The organism is Streptomyces sp. NBRC 110035 (genome assembly GCF_000829695.1).
Classification (GTDB): Bacteria; Actinomycetota; Actinomycetes; order Streptomycetales; family Streptomycetaceae; genus Streptomyces.
Window position 1 is genome coordinate 46,975 of the sequence record NZ_BBNN01000025.1, and the last position, 17,268, is coordinate 64,242.

The 17,268-nt window shown below is 71.6% G+C and carries 15 protein-coding genes; 4 read left to right on the forward strand and 11 right to left on the reverse strand.

Annotated elements, in window-relative coordinates; genetic code table 11:
* Positions 1–2: 2 nt before the first annotated feature.
* The 8 genes from TU30_RS15235 to TU30_RS15270 all read right to left on the reverse strand — a co-directional run bounded on the left by TU30_RS15235 (position 3) and on the right by TU30_RS15270 (position 10,675).
* Entirely contained in the window at positions 3–1,775 is a 1,773-nt protein-coding gene (locus TU30_RS15235; RefSeq protein WP_042169973.1) for a histidinol-phosphate transaminase, read from the reverse strand.
* Between the two features lie 209 nt (positions 1,776–1,984).
* Positions 1,985–3,154 (reverse strand): aldose epimerase family protein, encoded by a 1,170-nt coding sequence (locus TU30_RS15240; protein WP_042169975.1) that lies wholly within the window; start codon positions 3,152–3,154, stop codon positions 1,985–1,987.
* Positions 3,155–3,207: 53 nt separating this feature from the next.
* A complete protein-coding gene (mmsB, locus tag TU30_RS15245) occupies positions 3,208–4,452 on the reverse strand; it encodes a multiple monosaccharide ABC transporter permease (RefSeq protein WP_042169978.1) in 1,245 nt (414 codons plus the stop codon).
* A complete protein-coding gene (mmsA, locus tag TU30_RS15250) occupies positions 4,449–5,999 on the reverse strand; it encodes a multiple monosaccharide ABC transporter ATP-binding protein (RefSeq protein ID WP_042169980.1) in 1,551 nt (516 codons plus the stop codon). The genes mmsB and mmsA overlap by 4 nt, the downstream gene beginning before the upstream one ends.
* A gap of 58 nt (positions 6,000–6,057) precedes the next feature.
* Positions 6,058–7,170 carry a multiple monosaccharide ABC transporter substrate-binding protein gene (chvE, locus tag TU30_RS15255; RefSeq protein WP_199816857.1) on the reverse strand — a complete coding sequence of 371 codons (1,113 nt, stop codon included), beginning with the start codon at positions 7,168–7,170 and terminating at the stop codon, positions 6,058–6,060.
* A gap of 199 nt (positions 7,171–7,369) precedes the next feature.
* A complete protein-coding gene (locus TU30_RS15260) occupies positions 7,370–8,338 on the reverse strand; it encodes a hypothetical protein (protein WP_042169984.1) in 969 nt (322 codons plus the stop codon).
* Positions 8,339–8,477: 139 nt separating this feature from the next.
* On the reverse strand, positions 8,478–9,515 hold the full coding sequence (locus TU30_RS15265; RefSeq protein ID WP_199816858.1) for a zinc-binding dehydrogenase: 1,038 nt from the start codon (positions 9,513–9,515) through the stop codon (positions 8,478–8,480).
* Positions 9,512–10,675, reverse strand: a complete 1,164-nt coding sequence (locus tag TU30_RS15270) for a mandelate racemase/muconate lactonizing enzyme family protein (RefSeq protein WP_042169987.1) — start codon at positions 10,673–10,675, stop codon at positions 9,512–9,514. The genes TU30_RS15265 and TU30_RS15270 overlap by 4 nt, the downstream gene beginning before the upstream one ends.
* 537 nt (positions 10,676–11,212) lie before the next feature.
* Between TU30_RS15270 and TU30_RS15275 the strand changes: the two genes are divergently transcribed.
* Positions 11,213–11,815: a hypothetical protein gene (locus tag TU30_RS15275; protein WP_078878298.1), complete on the forward strand. Its 603-nt coding sequence runs from the start codon at positions 11,213–11,215 to the stop codon at positions 11,813–11,815.
* Between the two features lie 7 nt (positions 11,816–11,822).
* Here TU30_RS15275 and TU30_RS15280 read toward each other — a convergent pair whose 3' ends face one another.
* Complete coding sequence (locus TU30_RS15280; RefSeq protein ID WP_042169989.1) at positions 11,823–12,290, reverse strand: MarR family winged helix-turn-helix transcriptional regulator; 468 nt, start codon at positions 12,288–12,290, stop codon at positions 11,823–11,825.
* A 92-nt stretch (positions 12,291–12,382) separates the two neighbouring features.
* Here TU30_RS15280 and TU30_RS15285 point away from each other — a divergent pair, with 92 nt between their 5' ends.
* Positions 12,383–13,405, forward strand: coding sequence for an NADP-dependent oxidoreductase (locus tag TU30_RS15285; protein WP_042170307.1), 1,023 nt, complete (start codon positions 12,383–12,385; stop codon positions 13,403–13,405).
* Between the two features lie 78 nt (positions 13,406–13,483).
* A complete protein-coding gene (locus tag TU30_RS15290) occupies positions 13,484–14,305 on the forward strand; it encodes an EI24 domain-containing protein (protein ID WP_042169992.1) in 822 nt (273 codons plus the stop codon).
* Between the two features lie 213 nt (positions 14,306–14,518).
* Here TU30_RS15290 and TU30_RS15295 read toward each other — a convergent pair whose 3' ends face one another.
* Positions 14,519–15,493, reverse strand: coding sequence for an aldose epimerase family protein (locus TU30_RS15295; protein ID WP_042169995.1), 975 nt, complete (start codon positions 15,491–15,493; stop codon positions 14,519–14,521).
* Positions 15,494–15,508: 15 nt separating this feature from the next.
* The gene (locus tag TU30_RS15300; RefSeq protein WP_042170308.1) at positions 15,509–16,429 is read right to left on the reverse strand and encodes an SGNH/GDSL hydrolase family protein; all 921 of its coding nucleotides are present in this window, start codon (positions 16,427–16,429) and stop codon (positions 15,509–15,511) included.
* A 324-nt stretch (positions 16,430–16,753) separates the two neighbouring features.
* On the opposite strand from TU30_RS15300, the gene TU30_RS15305 reads away from it, so the two are divergent.
* Positions 16,754–17,248 carry a DUF3145 domain-containing protein gene (locus TU30_RS15305; RefSeq protein WP_042169997.1) on the forward strand — a complete coding sequence of 165 codons (495 nt, stop codon included), beginning with the start codon at positions 16,754–16,756 and terminating at the stop codon, positions 17,246–17,248.
* Positions 17,249–17,268 lie beyond the last annotated feature (20 nt).

Sequence of the window (17,268 nt, forward strand, 5' to 3'; positions counted from 1 at the left end):
CGTCAGACCACCTGACCGACGCCCGCCGCCTCCGGCCAGCTCTGCGCCCCGGCCGGCCAGCCGGACGCCGGGGCCGGGGAGAGGCCGTCGGTGCCCCTGACCTGCGCCGCCGTCAGGCCACCGCGGGCGGGGACACCGGGCGGGGTGGGGCCGGTGGGCATCGGTGAAGGGGCGAACGAGGCCGCGGCGGGCATCGGGGCCGGCGCGGGTGCCGGGACCGGAGCAGCCATGGGCTGCGGCGGCATCTGCTGCGGTGTCTGCTGGGGGACCGGTGGCTGAGGGATGTGCTGCGGCACCTGCTGCGGTACGGGCTGAGGCACCGGTTGCCGCACGGGCTGCGGCTGCACGGGCTGCGGGGGCGGTGACACCGGCGAGGAAACCTGCTGCGGCATCTGCTGCGGCCCCGACGAGGCTGCCGCCGGCATCGGCATCCCGCCGCCCGTGCCCACCGGAACCGGGGAGGGGGCGGCGGTGAGCGGCATGCCGATGCCGGCGGCCGGAGCGGCGGGGAGGCCCGGGGCACCCGCACCGGCCCCGAGGGCCTGCGCGGCGAGGCCCTGGGCGCCGACGCCGTTGGTCTCGCCGACCAGGCGGTCCACGGCCGCCGTCCCCGAGCTGTAGCCGGTCCCCGTGGCCTGCTCGGGCACGGCGGCTCCCCTCCTGGAGGTCCCGTAGAGCACCTGTTCCAGGCCGGACACCAGGCGGCGCACGTCCACCTGCGGACGCACCACGAGACGCAGGAAGCGGCTGGACGAGCCGATCTTGTTGCCGCACTCGCGGACCAGGAGCCGGTGCTCGGTGAGCATGCGGTCCCGGACCACGGTGCCCTCGGCGCCCACGGGGAGGCGCACGAAGAGGAAGTTGCCCTGGGACGGGTAGACCGTCAGGCCGGGCAGGGAGGAGAGCTGGCCGGACATGTCCATCCGGTCGCGGCGCACCTGGTGCAGGCTCTGCTGGTACTCGGTGCCGTGCTCCTTCAGCATGAACACCACGTGCTCGGCGAAGGAGTTGAGGTTCCACTTCGGCAGCATCGAGCGGACGCGGCCCGCGAGCGCGGGGTTGGCGACGAGGTAGCCGAAACGGATGCCGTGCAGCCCGAAGTTCTTGCCGAGGCTGCGCAGGACGATGACGTTGGGGCGCAGCATCGCCTCCTGCACCACCGACGGTTCCACCTCGGCGTCGGCGAACTCCAGGAACGACTCGTCGATCACCACCAGGTCGAGGTCGGCCATCGCGTCCATGAACTGCACGATCGCGTGCTTGTGCAGGAACCCGCCGTCGGGGTTGTTGGGGTTGCAGATCACCGCGACCCTGGTGCCCCGGGCCCGGATGAACTCGCCGTACTGGGCGAGGTCGAGGGCGAAGCCGCTGGACTCCTGGAGCGGGAACATGTCGACCCGCTTGCCGGTCTCCATGGGCTGGTCGGTCCAGCGGCCGAAGGTGGGGACGGGGACGGCGAGGGACTCGCGGACCAGCAGGTGGTCGATCCAGGTGATGAGTTCCGTCGAGCCGTTGCCCATCGCCACGCACTGCGGCGGGAGCCGGAGCAGACTGCACAGCTCGGCCGTGATGGTGTCGGCGCTGCTCGGGTAGTACGTGATGATGTCGCGCAGCCGCGCCGCCATGTCCTCGAACATGGCCGGGGTGGGGAAGTACGGGTTGCACGGAATGCAGAAGTCCACCGGACCGGCCCCGTCGCTCTCCCGCGCCAGCGCAGCCATCGAGGGGCTGTGCGCCGCGGTGCTGCGGAACAACGAGGTGACGTTGTCGGCCATGGAACCTCCGTGTACGGCGGGCCCGCCGGGGACGTACCGGGCCCGTCATGCGTGGGTGGCCCGCGCGGGGGAGCACGGGCCACCCGTACATACGAAGGGAGGTGTGGCGCTGTTCAACCGGTGTGAAAAAAGTGTGACGACGTGAACCCCCGGCGCGGTGTACGCGTCACGCGCCCCCGCGCGGGGGCCGCACGGCCGGCGCCCGTGGCTCAGGCGCCGAACGAGTGCACCGTCGTCGTCCGGTACGTCTGGCCCGGACGCAGCACGGTCGACGGGAACGACGGCTGGTTCGGCGCGTCCGGGAAGTGCTGGCTCTCCAGGCACAGCCCGTCGCCCTGGCGGTAGACCCGCCCACCGGTGCCGACGAGGGTGCCGTCGAGGAAGTTCCCGGAGTGGAACTGCAGGCCGGGCTCGGTGGTGGCGATCCGCAGGGTGCGGCCGGAGGACGGGTCGCGCAGGGTCGCGGCGTGCCCGGGGCGGGCGGTGACCCCTTTGTCGAGCACCCAGTTGTGGTCGAACCCCTGCCCGTACAGCACCTGCTGGTGTGCGACGCGGAGGTCCCGGCCGACCGGCTTGGCGCTGCGGAAGTCGAACGGGGTGCCGCCGACCCGGGCCAGTTCGCCGGTGGGGATCAGCCCGGAGTCGACCGGTGTGTAACGGTGGGCGGCGATGGCCAGCTCGTGGTCGTCGACCGAACCGCTGCTCTCGCCGGCGAGGTTCCAGTAGACGTGGCTGGTGAGGTTGACGACGGTGGCCCGGTCGGTGGTGGCCGCGTAGTCGACGCGCCAGTCGCCGTGCCGGGTGAGGGTGTACGTCACCTTGGTCCGCAGGGTGCCCGGGTAGCCCATCTCGCCGTCGGCGCTGACATAGGACAGGCGCAGTCCGACGTCGGAGCCCTCGGCGAACGGCTCGACGTCCCAGACCCGCTTGTCGAAGCCCTGGGCGCCCCCGTGCAGGCTGTTGGCTCCGTCGTTGACGGAGAGCTGGTGGGCCGTGCCGTCGAGGGTGAAGCGGCCCTCGGCGATCCGGTTGCCGTAGCGGCCGATCAGGGCGCCGAAGTACGGGCTGGACGCGACGTACTCCTCGATGGTGTCGAAGCCGAGCGAGACATTGGCGTGGCGGCCCCGGCGGTCGGGGATCTCCAGGGACTGGACGATGCCGCCGTAGGACAGGACCTTCAGCCGGGTCCCGCCGTTGGCCAGCGACCAGCTGTGCACCTTCGTGCCGTCCGCGAGCGTGCCGAAGAGCGTCCGTACGGGCTTCCCGCCGCCCGCCCCCGCGCCCCGGCCGCCGCCGCCCGAGGCGTGTGCCGTCCCACCGGTCGTGGCGGCGACCCCGGCGGCCGCTCCGGCGATGACCGTGCGTCTGTTCAGTTCCACTATCAGGCTCCCTCGAGGAAAGGGCCCCGCCTTCCGGCGGGGCCCGGACTGACTTACGAACCGACCTTGCGCTTGTTCCACACGTCGAAGCCGACCGCCGCCAGGAGCACCAGGCCCTTGATGACCTGCTGCCAGTCGGTGCCGACGCCGACGAGGTTCATACCGTTGTTCAGCACACCCAGGACCAGGCCGCCGATGATGGCGCCGAGCACGGTGCCGACACCGCCGCTCATCGACGCGCCGCCGATGAACGCGGCCGCGATGGCCTCGAGTTCGAAGTTGAGGCCGGCCTTGGGCGAGGCCGCGTTGAAGCGGGCGGCGAAGACCAGACCCGCCAGGGCCGCGAGCATGCCCATGTTCAGGAAGACCAGGAAGGTGACCTTCTTGTCCCGCACACCCGACAGCTTGGCCGCGGGCAGGTTGCCGCCGATGGCGTAGATGTGGCGGCCGACGACGGCGTTGCGCATCACGTAGCCGAAGCCGACGAGCAGCGCGCCGAGGATCAGCAGCACGATCGGGGCGCCCTTGTAGCTGGCCAGCAGCAGCGTGACAGTGAGGATGGCGGCGGTGAGCGCCACCAGCTTCAGCAGGAACAGCTTGGTGGGCAGGACGTCGAGGGCGAACTCCTGCTGGCGGCGCCGGTCGCGGATCTCCTGGAGCACCACGAGGGCGATGAGTCCGAAGCCGAGCAACAGGGTGAGGTTGTGGTAGTTCGTGTCCGGGCCGACCTCGGGCAGGAAGCCGTTGGCCGTGGTCTGCAGCCCCTTCGGGAACGGGCCGAGGGTCTGGCCGTCGAGGAAGATCTCGGTCAGACCGCGGAAGGTCAGCATGCCTGCCAGGGTCACGATGAACGACGGCAGCCCGCCGTACGCGATGAACCACCCCTGCACCGCGCCCGCGATCGCGCCCACGGCCAGGCACAGCAGCACCGCGACGGGCCAGGGCAGGTCGTTGCGGACCATGAACACGGCGGCCATCGAGCCGACGAACGCCGTCAGCGAGCCGACCGACAGGTCGATGTGGCCGGCGATGATGACCAGCATCATGCCGATCGCCAGGATCAGGATGTAGCTGTTCTGCAGCACCAGGTTGGACACGTTGCGCGGCAGCAGCAGGTCGCCCTCGGTCCACACCGCGAACAGCACCACGATCAGGCCCAGTGCGATCAGCATGCCGTACTGGCGCATGTTGCGGCGCATGCCGTCCAGCATCAGCTGGAGCAGGCCGTCACCGGTGCCCGCCCCGTTCTTGCCCGGCGGCGCGGCGGCCGGGGTCTTGTCGGTGACATCCGTGCTCATCGGGTTACCTCTTTGTCCTTCGTCATCTGACGCATCAGCGATTCCTGGGAGGCCTCGGCCCGCGAGAACTCCCCGGTCAGCCGCCCGGCGGCCATCGTGTAGATGCGGTCGCACATGCCGAGCAGTTCGGGCAGCTCGGAGGAGATGAAGACGACCGCCTTGCCCTGGGCGGCCAGTTGGTCGATGACCGTGTAGATCTCGTACTTGGCGCCGACGTCGATACCGCGCGTCGGCTCGTCCAGGATCAGCACCTCGGGACCGGCGAAGATCCACTTGCTGAGGACGACCTTCTGCTGGTTGCCGCCGGACAGCTTGCCCACCGGCTCGAAGACCGACGGCGCCTTGATGTTCATGGACGTGCGGAAGCCCTCGGCGACCTGGCGTTCCTCGTGCTCGTCGACGACCCCCCGCCTGGCCACCTTGCCCAGTGCGCTGAGCGAGATGTTGCGGTTGATGGTGTCGATGAGGTTCAGGCCGTAGTGCTTGCGGTCCTCGGTGACGTACGCGATGCCGTGCCGCACCGCCTCGGGGACGGTCTTGGTACGGATCTCCCTGCCGTCCCGCAGGACGGCGCCGCCCGCGTACCGGCCGTAGGTGCGGCCGAACAGGCTCATCGCCAGCTCGGTGCGGCCGGCGCCCATCAGACCGGCGATGCCGACGATCTCGCCGCGCCGGGCCTCCAGCGACACGTCGTCGACGACCTTGCGCTGCTGGTCGATCGGGTGGTGCACGGTCCAGTTGCGCACCTCGAGGGCCGGGGCCGTGCCCTCCTCCGGGTGGTGCGGGGTCCGCTCCGGGAAACGGTGTTCCAGGTCGCGGCCGACCATGCCGCTGATGATCCGGTCCTCGGTGGTCTCCGCGGCCTTCACGTCGAGCGTCTCGATGGTCTGCCCGTCCCGCAGGATCGTCACCGAGTCGGCGACCCTGCGGATCTCGTTCAGCTTGTGGGAGATGATGATCGAGGTGATGCCCTGGTCCTTCAGCTGGAGGATCAGGTCGAGCAGCTTGCCGCTGTCCTCGTCGTTGAGCGCCGCGGTCGGCTCGTCGAGGATGAGCAGCTTGACCTTCTTCGACAGCGCCTTCGCGATCTCCACCAGCTGCTGCTTGCCCACGCCGATGTCGGCGACCCGGGTGTCCGGGTGGTCGTCGAGCCCCACCCGGCGCAGCAGCTCGGTCGCGTGCCGCAGCGTCTCGTGCCAGTCGATGCGGCCGCGCTTGGCGTGCTCGTTGCCGAGGAAGATGTTCTCCGCGAGGGAGAGGTAGGGCACCAGGGCGAGCTCCTGGTGGATGATGACGATGCCCTGTTCCTCGCTGGCCCTGATGTCCTTGAACCGGCAGAGGCCCTCCTCGAAGAGGACCTCCCCCTCGTAGGTGCCGTGCGGGTGGACGCCGGAGAGGACCTTCATGAGGGTCGACTTGCCGGCGCCGTTCTCGCCGCAGATGGCGTGGACCTCGCCCTGCTGGACGGTCAGGGTGACGTCCGACAGCGCCTTGACGCCGGGAAAGGTCTTGACGATCGAGCGCATTTCCAGGACGGGTCCCGCCATGGTCGTGCCTTCCAATCCGTAGGGGTGCGGCGGTGGTTGGGTCGCCTGCCGGGGCCGCTTACTTGAGGTCGCTCTCCTTGACGTAGCCGGAGTCGACGACGGTCTCCTGGTAGTTGGCCTTGTCCACGGCGACCGGCTCCAGCAGGTAGGCCGGCACGACCTTCGACCCGTTGTCGTAGGTCTCGGTGTCGTTGACCTCGGGCTCCTTGTCCGTCAGGAGCGCGTCGACCATGTTCGTGGCGACCTTGGCGAGCTCACGGGTGTCCTTGTAGACGGTCATGGCCTGCTGGTCGGAGATGATCGACTTCACCGAGGCGACCTCGGCGTCCTGGCCGGTGACGATCGGCAGCGGCTTGTTCTTGGAGCCGTAGTCGTCCGACTTCAGCGCCGACAGGATGCCGATGGAGATGCCGTCGTAGGGGGAGAGGACCGCGTCGACCGCCTCGCTCTTGTAGGACGAGGTCAGGATGTCGTCCATGCGCTTCTGGGCGGTGCCGCCGTCCCAGCGCAGGGTGGTGACCTGGTTCAGCTCGGTCTGGCCGGACCGGACGACGAGCTGCTTCTTGTCGATGTACGGCTGCAGGACGTTCATCGCGCCCTGGAAGAAGTAGCGGGTGTTGTTGTCGTCGTTGGAGCCGGCGAACAGCTCGATGTTGAAGGGGCCCTTCTCGCTGCCGTCCTTCAGGCCGAGCTTGTCGACGATGTAGTCGCCCTGGAGCTCGCCGACCTTCTCGTTGTCGAACGAGGCGTAGTAGTCGACGTTCTCCGTGCCGAGGATCAGGCGGTCGTAGGAGATCACCGGGATGTCGGCGTCCTTGGCCTGCTGCAGGACGTTGTTCAGCGACTTGTTGTCGATGGCCGCGACGATGAGCGCCTCGACGCCCTGCGTGATCAGGTTCTCGACCTGGGCGACCTGCTGGTCCGGGTCGTCCTCGCCGAAGACCAGCTTGGTCTCGTAGCCCTTGGACTCCAGGTTCCTGACGACGTTGTCACCGTCGGCTATCCAGCGCTCGGAGGACTTGGTCGGCATCGCGATGCCGACGGTCGCCCCCTCGGAGCCCGACGTGTCCTCCTCGCTGCCGCCCTCGCTGCTCTGGCCGCAGGCGGACAGGGTGAGGGCGAGGGACGCGGCGGTGGCTACGGCGGCGAGGGCAGCTCTGCGGCTACGCATGATCATCATCCTTGATGTGGGTGCGGTGACGGTCCGGAGGTGTGAACTCGCTTGTGGGGCGAGGCGCTTGACGACGAAGGGTGGATCGGGGGAGAGGTGCGGGGGCGCGGTGCGAGGAGGGCGCCGGAGGGAACCGACTAGGGGCGTGTGGGGTTGTGCGCGGCTGTGTCTGCTTCTGTGAAGCCGCGTTTCCGGAACGTTATGACGAGATGTCGAACCTGCGCAGCTTCCCCGGGAGCCGTGAACCGATCGGGTCCATGTCGCGGTCCGCGCCGTGGCGGGCGAGCAGGTCCAGGGCGAGCCGGCCGCGCCGTACCCGCTCCTTGGCGCTCGTCAGCGTGACGTCCCGCATGTGGTGCCCGTACGGGTAGATCCCGGGCGCCTTGGACAGGCCGAACTTCAGGTACAGCGGCGCGCCGCGCCGGATCAGTTCGGCCACCTCGTACATCCGGACGTAGCCGCCGAGGTCGTCGGGGGCCTCGATGTACATGTCCATCGGAGCGGCCGAGACCCGTCTGATCTCGGTGAGGTGATCGAGCGTCAGGTCGCTCGGCACGTTGACCGAGTCGGCGCCGAGCTGCTCGTAGACCGCGTACGAGGCCGGATTGACCGGTCCGACGAGGGCCGAGAGCTTCAGCGTGGTGTCCTGCGGGATGATTCCGGCCGCCCGTGCCCGGTGCAGCGTCCACAGCACCCCCTCGTCGGCGACGAGCAGGCACGTGACGCCCAGCTCCGTCGCCCGCACGGCGTCTTCGACGCAGCCGGCGACCGCGTCGTGGCCCCGGGCGCGCAGCCCGGCGCCGCGCGAGTCGCTGCGGGTGGAGCCGCCGATGTCCCAGGTGCCGCGCGGGCCGGTGAACAGGCAGAGCTCGATGTCCCGTTCGGCGGTGGCCTCGACCATCTCGGTGATCTCGGCGTCGGTCAGCATCCAGACGCCGCTGCCCTGGCTGATCCGGTGGATCGGTACGTCCAGCCGGGAGGCTTCCTTCAGGACCACCGCCAGCGCCTCGGGCCCCTCGCAGGAGGGAACCTCGGTGCGCCAGCGGCCGCCGTCGGGGAAGGAGTGCGGCGAGGCGTCGGCGGGGTCGGGGGCGGGCGCGCCCAGGCCGAGCGCGGTGAGCGCCTGCTCACCGGGCCTGCGGGCTGCCTTGGCGGAAGCGTCGGTCACAAGGTGTCCTTTTGTTCGGTATGTCGGACGAGGTGCGCGGCCTCGGCGAGGGGCCGGGCGGGGCGGGGAGCCGGAGGGGCGCCGTGTACGCGCGGGCGGGGACCGTTCACCGGCCCCGCACGCGCGTACCGGCGGGGCCCTACGGGCGCAGCAGGACCTTGCCCACCTTCGGGTCGCCGGACCCCACCAGCTCGATGGCCTCCGAGAACCCGGCCAGCGGCAGCTCGTGCGTGACCAGCGGCAGCGGATCGAGCAGCCCGGCGGCGAACACCCGCACCGTGTGCGCCCAGGCGTCCGGCGGCGCCCCGAAGACGGTGTGCACCTCCAGCTGCCGTACGACCAGGTCCGTCGGGTCGAGACCGTCCGCGCCCGGTGCCGGGATGCCCGTCAGGACGAGCCGCCCGCCACGCCTCAGCAGCGTGGCGGCCGTGCGGGCCGCGTCGGCGGACCCGGCGGTCTCGATCACCACGTCGAAGTCGTCCGGGAGCGGCTGGTCCTTGGTGCGGAAGGCGGTGGCGCCGTACCGGCGGGACAGTTCCTCGCGGTCGGCGCGGGTGCCGACGACCAGGAGTTCGGCCGGGGAGTTCGCGCGCAGGAACTGCACCGCGAACATGCCGAGGGTGCCCGTACCGACCACGGCGACCCGCTCACCGGGCACGGTGTTCGCCTTGAGCGCGGCGGCGGCGATGCAGGCCGCCGGCTCCAGCAGTGCCGCCGCGGTGAGGTCGGCGTCGTCCGGCAGGACGTGCAGCAGCCGGGCCGGGAGGGTCAGCGTGGCGGCCATCGCCCCCGGCTGGGTGAACCCGGTCTCCTCGTAGCCCGCCGAGCACAGCGTCGTCTCACCGGCGTGGCAGCGGTCGCAGACCTGGCAGTTCCGGAAGCCCTCGCCGACGACCTTGCGGCCGGTGAGCGACGCGGGCACGCCCGCGCCCACCCGCTCCACGGTCCCGGACCATTCGTGGCCCGGGGTGAGCGGGTAGCGCACGTACCCCTCGGGGCGGTTGCCCTGGTACACCTCCCGGTCGCTGCCGCAGATACCGCTCGCGTGCACCCGGGCCAGGGCCTCGCCGGGGCCGGGATCGCGCGGCTCGTGGGCGACGAGGCGGTGCGTGCCGGGGCCTTCGACGACGACGGCCACGAGGGACGCGCCCGCGGCGCCGGCCGTGGGGCCGGTCACTGCGTGCCCTTGGGCCTGCGCTGCTCCCAGCCCTCGGCCCACAGGTCGAACCGGGCCTGCTGCTGCGGGAACTCGGCCGCCGCGTCGACGTCCAGCTCCACGCCGAGGCCGGGGGCGTCGGAGAGGTGGAAGCAGCCGTCCTCGGGGTTCACCTGCGGTGCGCCCTTGACGACCTTCTTGATCTCCGCGTCGGCGAAGTCGTTGAAGTGCTCCAGGATCTTGAAGTTCGGTGAGGTGAAGCCGACCTGGAGGGACGCGGCGGTGAGCACCGGGCCGCCGACGTTGTGCGGCGCGACCAGCATGTAGTGGGTCTCGGCGGTCGCGGCGAGCTTGCGGGTCTCCCAGATGCCGCCGATGTGGCCGACGTCCGGCTGCAGGATGTCGACGGCCTGGCTCTCGAACAGCTCACGGAACTCGATGCGGTCGTGGATGCGCTCACCGGTGGCGAGAGGGATGTCGACCTTGGCGGCGACCTTCTCCAGCGCCTTGAGGTTCTCCGGCGGGACCGGCTCCTCCAGCCAGGCCGGCTTGAAGGGGGCCAGGTCCTTGGCCAGCCGGACGGCGGTGGCGGGGGAGAAGCGGCCGTGCATCTCCAGCATCAGCTCGGCCTCGGGGCCGATGGCGTCGCGCACCGCCTCGATCAGGGAGACGGCGTACAGGCTCTCCTTGTGGTCGAGCTCGAAGTGCCCGGTACCGAACGGGTCGATCTTCAGAGCCCGGTAGCCCCGTTCCATCACCGTCTGCGCGGCCTTGTGGTAGGCCTCCGGGGTGCGCTCCGTGGTGTACCAGCCGTTGGCGTACGCCTTGACCTTGTCGGTCACCCTGCCGCCGAGCAGCTGCCAGACGGGGACGCCGAGGGCCTTGCCCTTGATGTCCCAGCAGGCCATCTCGACGACGGCGATACCGGACATCACGATCTCCCCGGCGCGGCCGTAGTCGCCGTACTTCATCCGGCGGACCAGGTCCTCGACAGCGAACGGGTCCGAGCCGAGAATGTGGTTGGCCTCCGCTTCCTTCAGATAACCCACGAGGGCGTCGGTGTGGCCCAGCATCCGGGTCTCGCCGACTCCCGTGAGTCCCTCGTCGGTGTGCACCTGGACGTACGTCAGGTTGCGCCACGGCGTCCCGACCACGTGTGTGCTGATTCCGGTGATACGCACGGACGTTGCCCCTCGCTGCGTTGGTGACCCTGTGACCTGTCGGTGTTGCGGTGCGACGTGTTCGATATTTCGTCACACGTTCGAAATGCTGGCGTGACAGTAAGGACGGTGCGGCGGACGTGTCAATGGGTCGCGCGCACAACGGTTTCGACAGTTTCGGAACCAATGGGCGCGGGCCTCTACCGAACCTTTACATCCCGCTCTAGGAACCGGGCGTGAGCGGAACCTGGTCTTCCCGCGTCATGGATTACTGCCACCCGTGCCGAAGGCACCTCAGCGGCGCCCTCGCATGCCCTGGGTGCGGCACCCCCGTCGAGATCCTCCCGGCCGGCCCGGAGGCTTCGGACGCCTCTCCGGCGGCGGTCCACGGGAGCGGCTTGCCGGAACCCGGGCGGGAGGCGGAGCCGGAACCCGGGCCCCGGCCGGACCGCGGACCCGGGCCGGACCCGGAGCGGGCCGTGGGGGGCGGATGGGGCGGATGGCGCCGCCGGGCCCGCCGGGCCCGGGGAGCGGCAGGGCGAGGACCCCGCGACCGCTGTGCCCGAGGGCCGGACCGCTGTGTCCGCGGACGGCACCACTCCGGTCGCGGACGAAGGCCCGGGGGCGGGTGCGAGCCGCCGGGACCGCAAGGCCGCGGCGCACCGCAGGCGGCGGCGCCGGTCGCTGCTGGTCCTGGCGGGATCAGTCCTGGCCGTGGGCGCGTTGAGCCTTGCAGAGCTGGGGCCGGACATGCCCGGGACGCAGTCCGGGCCGGCGGTGGTCGGGGACGAGACGCCGGACGGCGGAGCGTCCGAGGTCGAGCCGGCACCGCAGCCGAGCGGCGCTCCGGACGCGGGCGCGGAGACGTCCGTGGCGTCCCCCGCACCGGAGGAGTCCGGCTCGCCGCCGGCCTCGGAGTCACCGGCCTCGGAGTCACCGGCCTCGGAGGAATCCGCGCAGGCGGAGGAGGAGTCCGGCGAGGCGACGCCCCCGGCGCCCGCGGGCACCGCCCCGGCCGGCCCGACGGCGGCCGGGCCGCAGGAGCCCCCGGCCCGGCCGGACACCCCGGACGACCCGGCCCCGAGCGCCACGGAGCCGGAAGCGGAGCCGGAACCGGAGCCCTCCCGGACCTGCGACCGCTTCCTGTGGTGGTGCACCTGACGGCCGTTCACTCCCGGCCTTCGGGCACCGCCCCTTCGGTGTCCAGCATCGTCCGCAGGGTGTCGCGCAGCGAACGGCGCCGCTCCTCCGTGAGGGCCGCCAGCGGCTCGCGGGCGAAGCGCAGCGACTCGCGCAGGCCGCGGGCCACCCTGCGCCCCTCCTCCGTCGCCGCCGCCACCTTCACGCGGCGGTCCGCCGGGTCCGGCCGGCGCTCGACCAGGCCGCGGGACTCCAGACGGTCGACGATCCCGGTGACGTTCGACGGCTCGCACTTCAGGCGGTGGGCGAGCTTCCGCATCGGCAGGGGCTCCAGGCAGAGCAGGCTCAGGAGGCGGGCCTGCGCGCCGGTGAGCGCGTGTCCGGCCGCCGCCTCCTCGTACTCCTCGTGGTAGCGGGCCACCACCGAGCCGATGAGGCCGACCACCTCCAGTGTCAGGGCGTCGGGGCGGTGGGGTGAATCGGGTGTGGCGGCCATGCCTCCAGGGTACCCACATGCTTGACATCCTGAAATATTCAGCTGCATGGTTGTTTCAGGTAATGAAACACTTCGAGGAGAGGCTCCACCCCATGCCCGACACCCCCGCACTCCCCGCCACCGGCCGCGCATGGCACCTGGCGAGCCGGCCCGTCGGCTGGCCGAAGCCCGAGGACTTCGCCCTGGTCGAGGCGGAGATCCCCACCCCGGGGGAGGGCCAGGTGCTGGTGCGGAACACGTACCTCTCCGTGGACCCCTACATGCGCGGCCGGATGAGTGACGCCAAGTCCTACGCGGCGCCGTACGCGCTGGGCGAGGCCATGCAGGGCGGTGCCGTCGGCGAGGTCGTCGCCTCCCGCGCCGAAGGACTGGCCGTCGGCGACCACGTGCTGCACGGCCTCGGCTGGCGCGAGTACGCGCTGGTGGACGCCGAGGGCGCCGTCACGGTGGACGCGCAGGCCGCGCCGCTCTCCGCCTACCTGGGTGTGCTGGGCATGACCGGGCTCACCGCCTACGCGGGACTGCTGCGCACCGCCGCCTTCAAGGAGGGCGACACCGTCTTCGTCTCCGGGGCCGCCGGCGCCGTCGGCAGCCAGGTGGGGCAGCTCGCGAAGCTCAAGGGGGCCGCGCGCGTGATCGGCTCCGCCGGCTCCGACGAGAAGGTCGCCCTGCTCCTCGAGGAGTACGGGTTCGACGCGGCCTTCAACTACAAGAGCGGCCCGGTGGGCCGGCAGCTGCGTGAGGCCGCGCCGGACGGCATCGACGTCTACTTCGACAACGTCGGCGGGGAGCACCTGGAGGCCGCGATCGGCTCGCTGAACCGGGGCGGGCGGATCGCCGTGTGCGGGATGATCTCCGTCTACAACAACACGGAACCGGCGCCGGGCCCGCGCAACCTCGCCCGCCTCATCCAGACCCGGGGCCGCATCGAGGGCTTCCTGGTGGGTGACCACTACGACCTCCAGCCGGAGTTCGTGCGGGAGGTCGGGCCCTGGGTCGCCTCCGGCGAGCTCAAGTACCGGGAGACCGTCGCCGAGGGCATCGAGAACACCCTCGAGGCGTTCCTCGGCGTCCTGCGCGGCGACAACACCGGAAAGATGGTCGTCAAGCTCTGACGCCGCCCGTCGGCCGGCGGCTCCGGGGGCCGGCCCGCCGGCCGACGGCACGCCGGCGCCGGGCCCTATAGTTCCCCCATGCGCGATCTTGGGGTGGGTTTCCGGTATCTCCTGAAGGGCCAGCGATGGGTGGCCCGGCACGGCAGGCAGTACGGGTTCGGCCTGCTGCCGGGGCTGATCGCACTGGTGCTCTACGCGGCGGCGCTGATCGCGCTGGCCGTGTGGGGAGCGGACTTCGTCGGCTGGGCGACACCGTTCGCGGACGACTGGGCCGGCCCCTGGCCCGGCCTGTTCCGCGGCCTGCTCACCGTCCTCCTCTTCGCGCTCGGCCTGCTGCTCTCCGTCCTCACCTTCACCGCGGTGACGCTGCTCATCGGCCAGCCCTTCTACGACAGCCTCTCCGAGAAGGCCGACCGGGACGTCTCGCCCGACGGCACCGCCCCCGAGTCCGGCCTGCCGCTGTGGCGGGAGCTGTGGATTTCCGGCCGGGACAGCCTCCGCATCGTCGTACGGGCCCTGCTCTGGGCGGTGCTGCTCTTCGCGCTCGGGTTCGTCCCGCTCGCCGGGCAGACCGTCGTGCCGGTGATCGGCTTCATGGTCACCGGGTTCTTCCTCACCGAGGAGCTGACGGCGGTGGCCCTGCAGCGGCGCGAGGTCGAGCTGCGGGCGCGGCTGGCCCTGCTGCGGGGCCGCAAGACCCTGGTCTGGGGCTTCGGCACGCCGCTGGCGCTGGCCTTCCTCGTCCCGTTCGTCGCCGTCTTCCTGATGCCGGGCGCGGTCGCGGGCGCCACCCTCATGGCGCGCGACCTGCTCGGCGAGGAGACCGGGGACGGCGACGGCGCCAAGGCGCCCGTGACACCGTCGCAGCAGCCCCCGCCGATCCGCCGGGACGGTCCCTGAGCGTGCCGCGCGGTGGCCGCGTCGTGGTCCTTTGTGAAGGGTTCGTACGAACTCCTGACCGAGTGCTCGATCGCGGACCGCGGGATCACCGCGACGATTACCGTCTGAACCGGGGTAGTTCCCGCGGGCCGGGGTATTCCTCCGCATGAGCAGCCCCGGTCCGGGACCCTGACCCCGGACCGGGGCTCACACGCGTCTCCCCCGGAGGTCCCGCTACGGCCGCACGGCGAAGCCGTACACCGTCTCCGAGCGGAACGTCCCGCCCGGCCGCAGGACCGTGCCCGGGAAGTCGGGCCGGTTCGGGGAGTCGGGGAAGTGCTGCGTCTCCAGCGCGATGCCGGCGCCGGGGGCGAACGGCTCCCCGATGTGGTCGGCGGTGTAGAGCTGCATCCCGGGTTCGGTGGTCGCCACCGTGAGCACCCGCCCGGACGCCGGGTCGTACAGCTCGGCGACCTCCACCGGCGCCGGCGTCACGCCCTTGTCGAGCACGAGATTGTGGTCGTACCCGGTGCCCGTCCTGCGCGCCCCGCGGAAGTCGAAGCGGGTGCCGGTCACGTCCCGGTGGTCGCCGTCCGGGATCAGATCCGCGTCGACGGGCGTGAACCGGGAGGCGGCGAGCCGCAGTTCGTGCCCGGCCGCACTGCCGGAGCCGGCCAGGTTCCAGTACGAGTGGTTCGTCGGGTTCACGACCGTCGGCGCGTCCGTCACCGCCTCGTACGCGATCCCCAGGGCGCCCCGCTCGTCCAGCGTGTACGTCACCGACATCTCCAGGCGGCCGGGGAAGCCCTCCTCGCCGTCCGCGGAGACCAGGGTGAGGCGCAGACCGTGCGCGACCGGCGTCACGTCCCACACGCGCTTGTCGAAGCCACGCTCACCGCCGTGCAGCGAGTTCGGCCCGTTGTTCGCCGCGAGCGTGTGGACCCGGCCGTCCAGCGCGAAGCGGGCACCCGCGATGCGGTTGGCGTACCGCCCGACCACCGCGCCCAGGTACGGCTCCGGATGGGCGAGATAGCCGTCCAGGCCGGGGAAGCCCAGCACCACGTTCCCGGACCGCCCCTGACGGTCCGGCACCTCGACGGCCTGCACGATCCCGCCGTACGACAGGACCCGTACCCCTACGCCGGCCCGTTCCAGGGTCCAGCGGTGCACCGGGGTGCCGTCGGAAAGTGTGCCGAAGAGTTCGTTCATGTGCGAAACAATAGGTCACGGCTTCGCCGCCGTGACCGTACGGTGGGCGATCTCCGCCAGCCTCGCCTGACCGTCGACGCCGGGGTGGAACCAGTCCCAGCGGCTCAGCTGCGCGGTGCCGAACCTGTACGCGTACACCGCCCCGCCGTCGTAGCGGCACCGCTCGTCCGCGGCGCAGACCTCCTCCAGCGCCCTGTTGTACTCCTCCACCCGGGCCCGCACCGTCTCGCGCCGCTCGTTCGCCGCCGCGTCCAGGGCGTCCGGATCGCCCAGCATCGACGGACAGATGCCGAGCTTCCACACCTGCTTGCCCGTCTCGCTGGTCCGCCCCTGCGACCACAGCCGCTTCAGGTCCGGCACGCTCGCCACGTACACCTGGGCCGTGGGCAGTGCCTTGCGCAGGGTGCCTATCGCGTCCTCGAAGTCCGCGCGGAAGTCGGCCACCGGCGTCATCGCCGACGTCGTGGCCCGGCAGGCGTCGTTCGCCCCGGCCATCACCGCCACCAACTCCGGCGCGCGGGTCACCGCCCGGGCCATCTGACCGGGCAGGTCCGCCATCCGCGCCCCGGTGACCGCGTAGTTCCAGCTCCGCTCGGCCGCCCCCGCCGGACCCAGCAGCCGCACCGCCAGACTGTCGACCTTCCCGCTGCTGCCCGTCGCCCACGACACCTCGGGACAGTCCGTCAGTACCGAGCACGCGTCGAAACCGGTCGTGATCGAATCGCCCACGGTGGCCACGGATGCGGGGCTGGTGTCCCAGACCGGTGTGGGCGACGGGGCCGGCGCGGCCTTCTTCTCCCCGGCGCCGGACGGAGCGGCCTCCTCACCGCCGACGGCGTCGCAGCCGGCGGCCCCCAGCACGGCGGTCGCCACCACGGCGAGCACGGCCCGCGAACGGCCGCGCCCGGGCGCCCTCCACCGCGTCCCCTGGTCCATCCCGCAGCCTCCCCGCACGTCGTCGTCACCGTCCCCCATGCATAACAACGCACGGGAGTTCCCACCTGCCCGACCGTCCGCCCCGGCCGGCTCACCCGGACGGCGCCCCTGGAACGGCGGCACCCCCGGAGCGGCTCGCACGATCCGGAGGCGGCATCCCCGGGGTTGTCGTCCTGCCGGGTGAATGGCGGAAGTTTCCGGGCACCTGGACGGACGGTACGTCACACTCCTGCCCCCACCACGCGGTAGCCTCGGCCACAACGGGCCTCCCGGCCCCCGCTGATCGGCCCTTTCCGACCTGTCCCGCTCTGTCCGGAGGTTCCGGTGACGACACGTGGAGTCCTGTACGTGCACTCCGCGCCGCGCGCGCTGTGCCAACACGTCGAGTGGGCCGTCGCGGGGGTGCTCGGCGTGCGCGTCGGCCTGGACTGGATCCGGCAGCCCGCCGCCCCCGGCACCTGGCGCTCGGAGTTCTCCTGGAAGGGACAGGCGGGCACCGCCTCCAAGCTCGCCTCCGCGCTGCGCGACTGGCAGCTGCTGCGCTTCGAGGTCACCTCGGAGCCCTGCCCCACCGCCGAGGGCGAGCGCTACAGCTGCACCCCCGACCTCGGCATCTTCCACGCCGTCACCGGCATGCACGGCGACATCATGATCCCCGAGGACCGGCTGCGCGCCGCCCTGGCCAGGTCCCAGCACGACGAGACCGACCTGGAGGCCGAGATCGCCAAGCTCCTCGGCAAGCCCTGGGACGACGAACTGGAACCCTTCCGCTACGCGGGCGAGGGCGCCCCGGTCCGCTGGCTCCACCAGGTCGTCTGACCACAGCCGTACCGCGTCTC

Bases quoted from the DNA above. Each gene is read 5' to 3' on its own strand.
- TU30_RS15300 (WP_042170308.1), bottom strand. From the start codon at position 16,429: ATGGACCAGGGGACGCGGTGGAGGGCGCCCGGGCGCGGCCGTTCGCGG.
- chvE (WP_199816857.1), bottom strand. From the start codon at position 7,170: ATGCGTAGCCGCAGAGCTGCCCTCGCCGCCGTAGCCACCGCCGCGTCC.
- TU30_RS15235 (WP_042169973.1), bottom strand. From the start codon at position 1,775: ATGGCCGACAACGTCACCTCGTTGTTCCGCAGCACCGCGGCGCACAGC.
- mmsB (WP_042169978.1), bottom strand. From the start codon at position 4,452: ATGAGCACGGATGTCACCGACAAGACCCCGGCCGCCGCGCCGCCGGGC.
- TU30_RS15285 (WP_042170307.1), top strand. From the start codon at position 12,383: ATGCCCGACACCCCCGCACTCCCCGCCACCGGCCGCGCATGGCACCTG.
- TU30_RS15295 (WP_042169995.1), bottom strand. From the start codon at position 15,493: ATGAACGAACTCTTCGGCACACTTTCCGACGGCACCCCGGTGCACCGC.
- TU30_RS15290 (WP_042169992.1), top strand. From the start codon at position 13,484: ATGCGCGATCTTGGGGTGGGTTTCCGGTATCTCCTGAAGGGCCAGCGA.
- mmsA (WP_042169980.1), bottom strand. From the start codon at position 5,999: ATGGCGGGACCCGTCCTGGAAATGCGCTCGATCGTCAAGACCTTTCCC.
- TU30_RS15280 (WP_042169989.1), bottom strand. From the start codon at position 12,290: ATGGCCGCCACACCCGATTCACCCCACCGCCCCGACGCCCTGACACTG.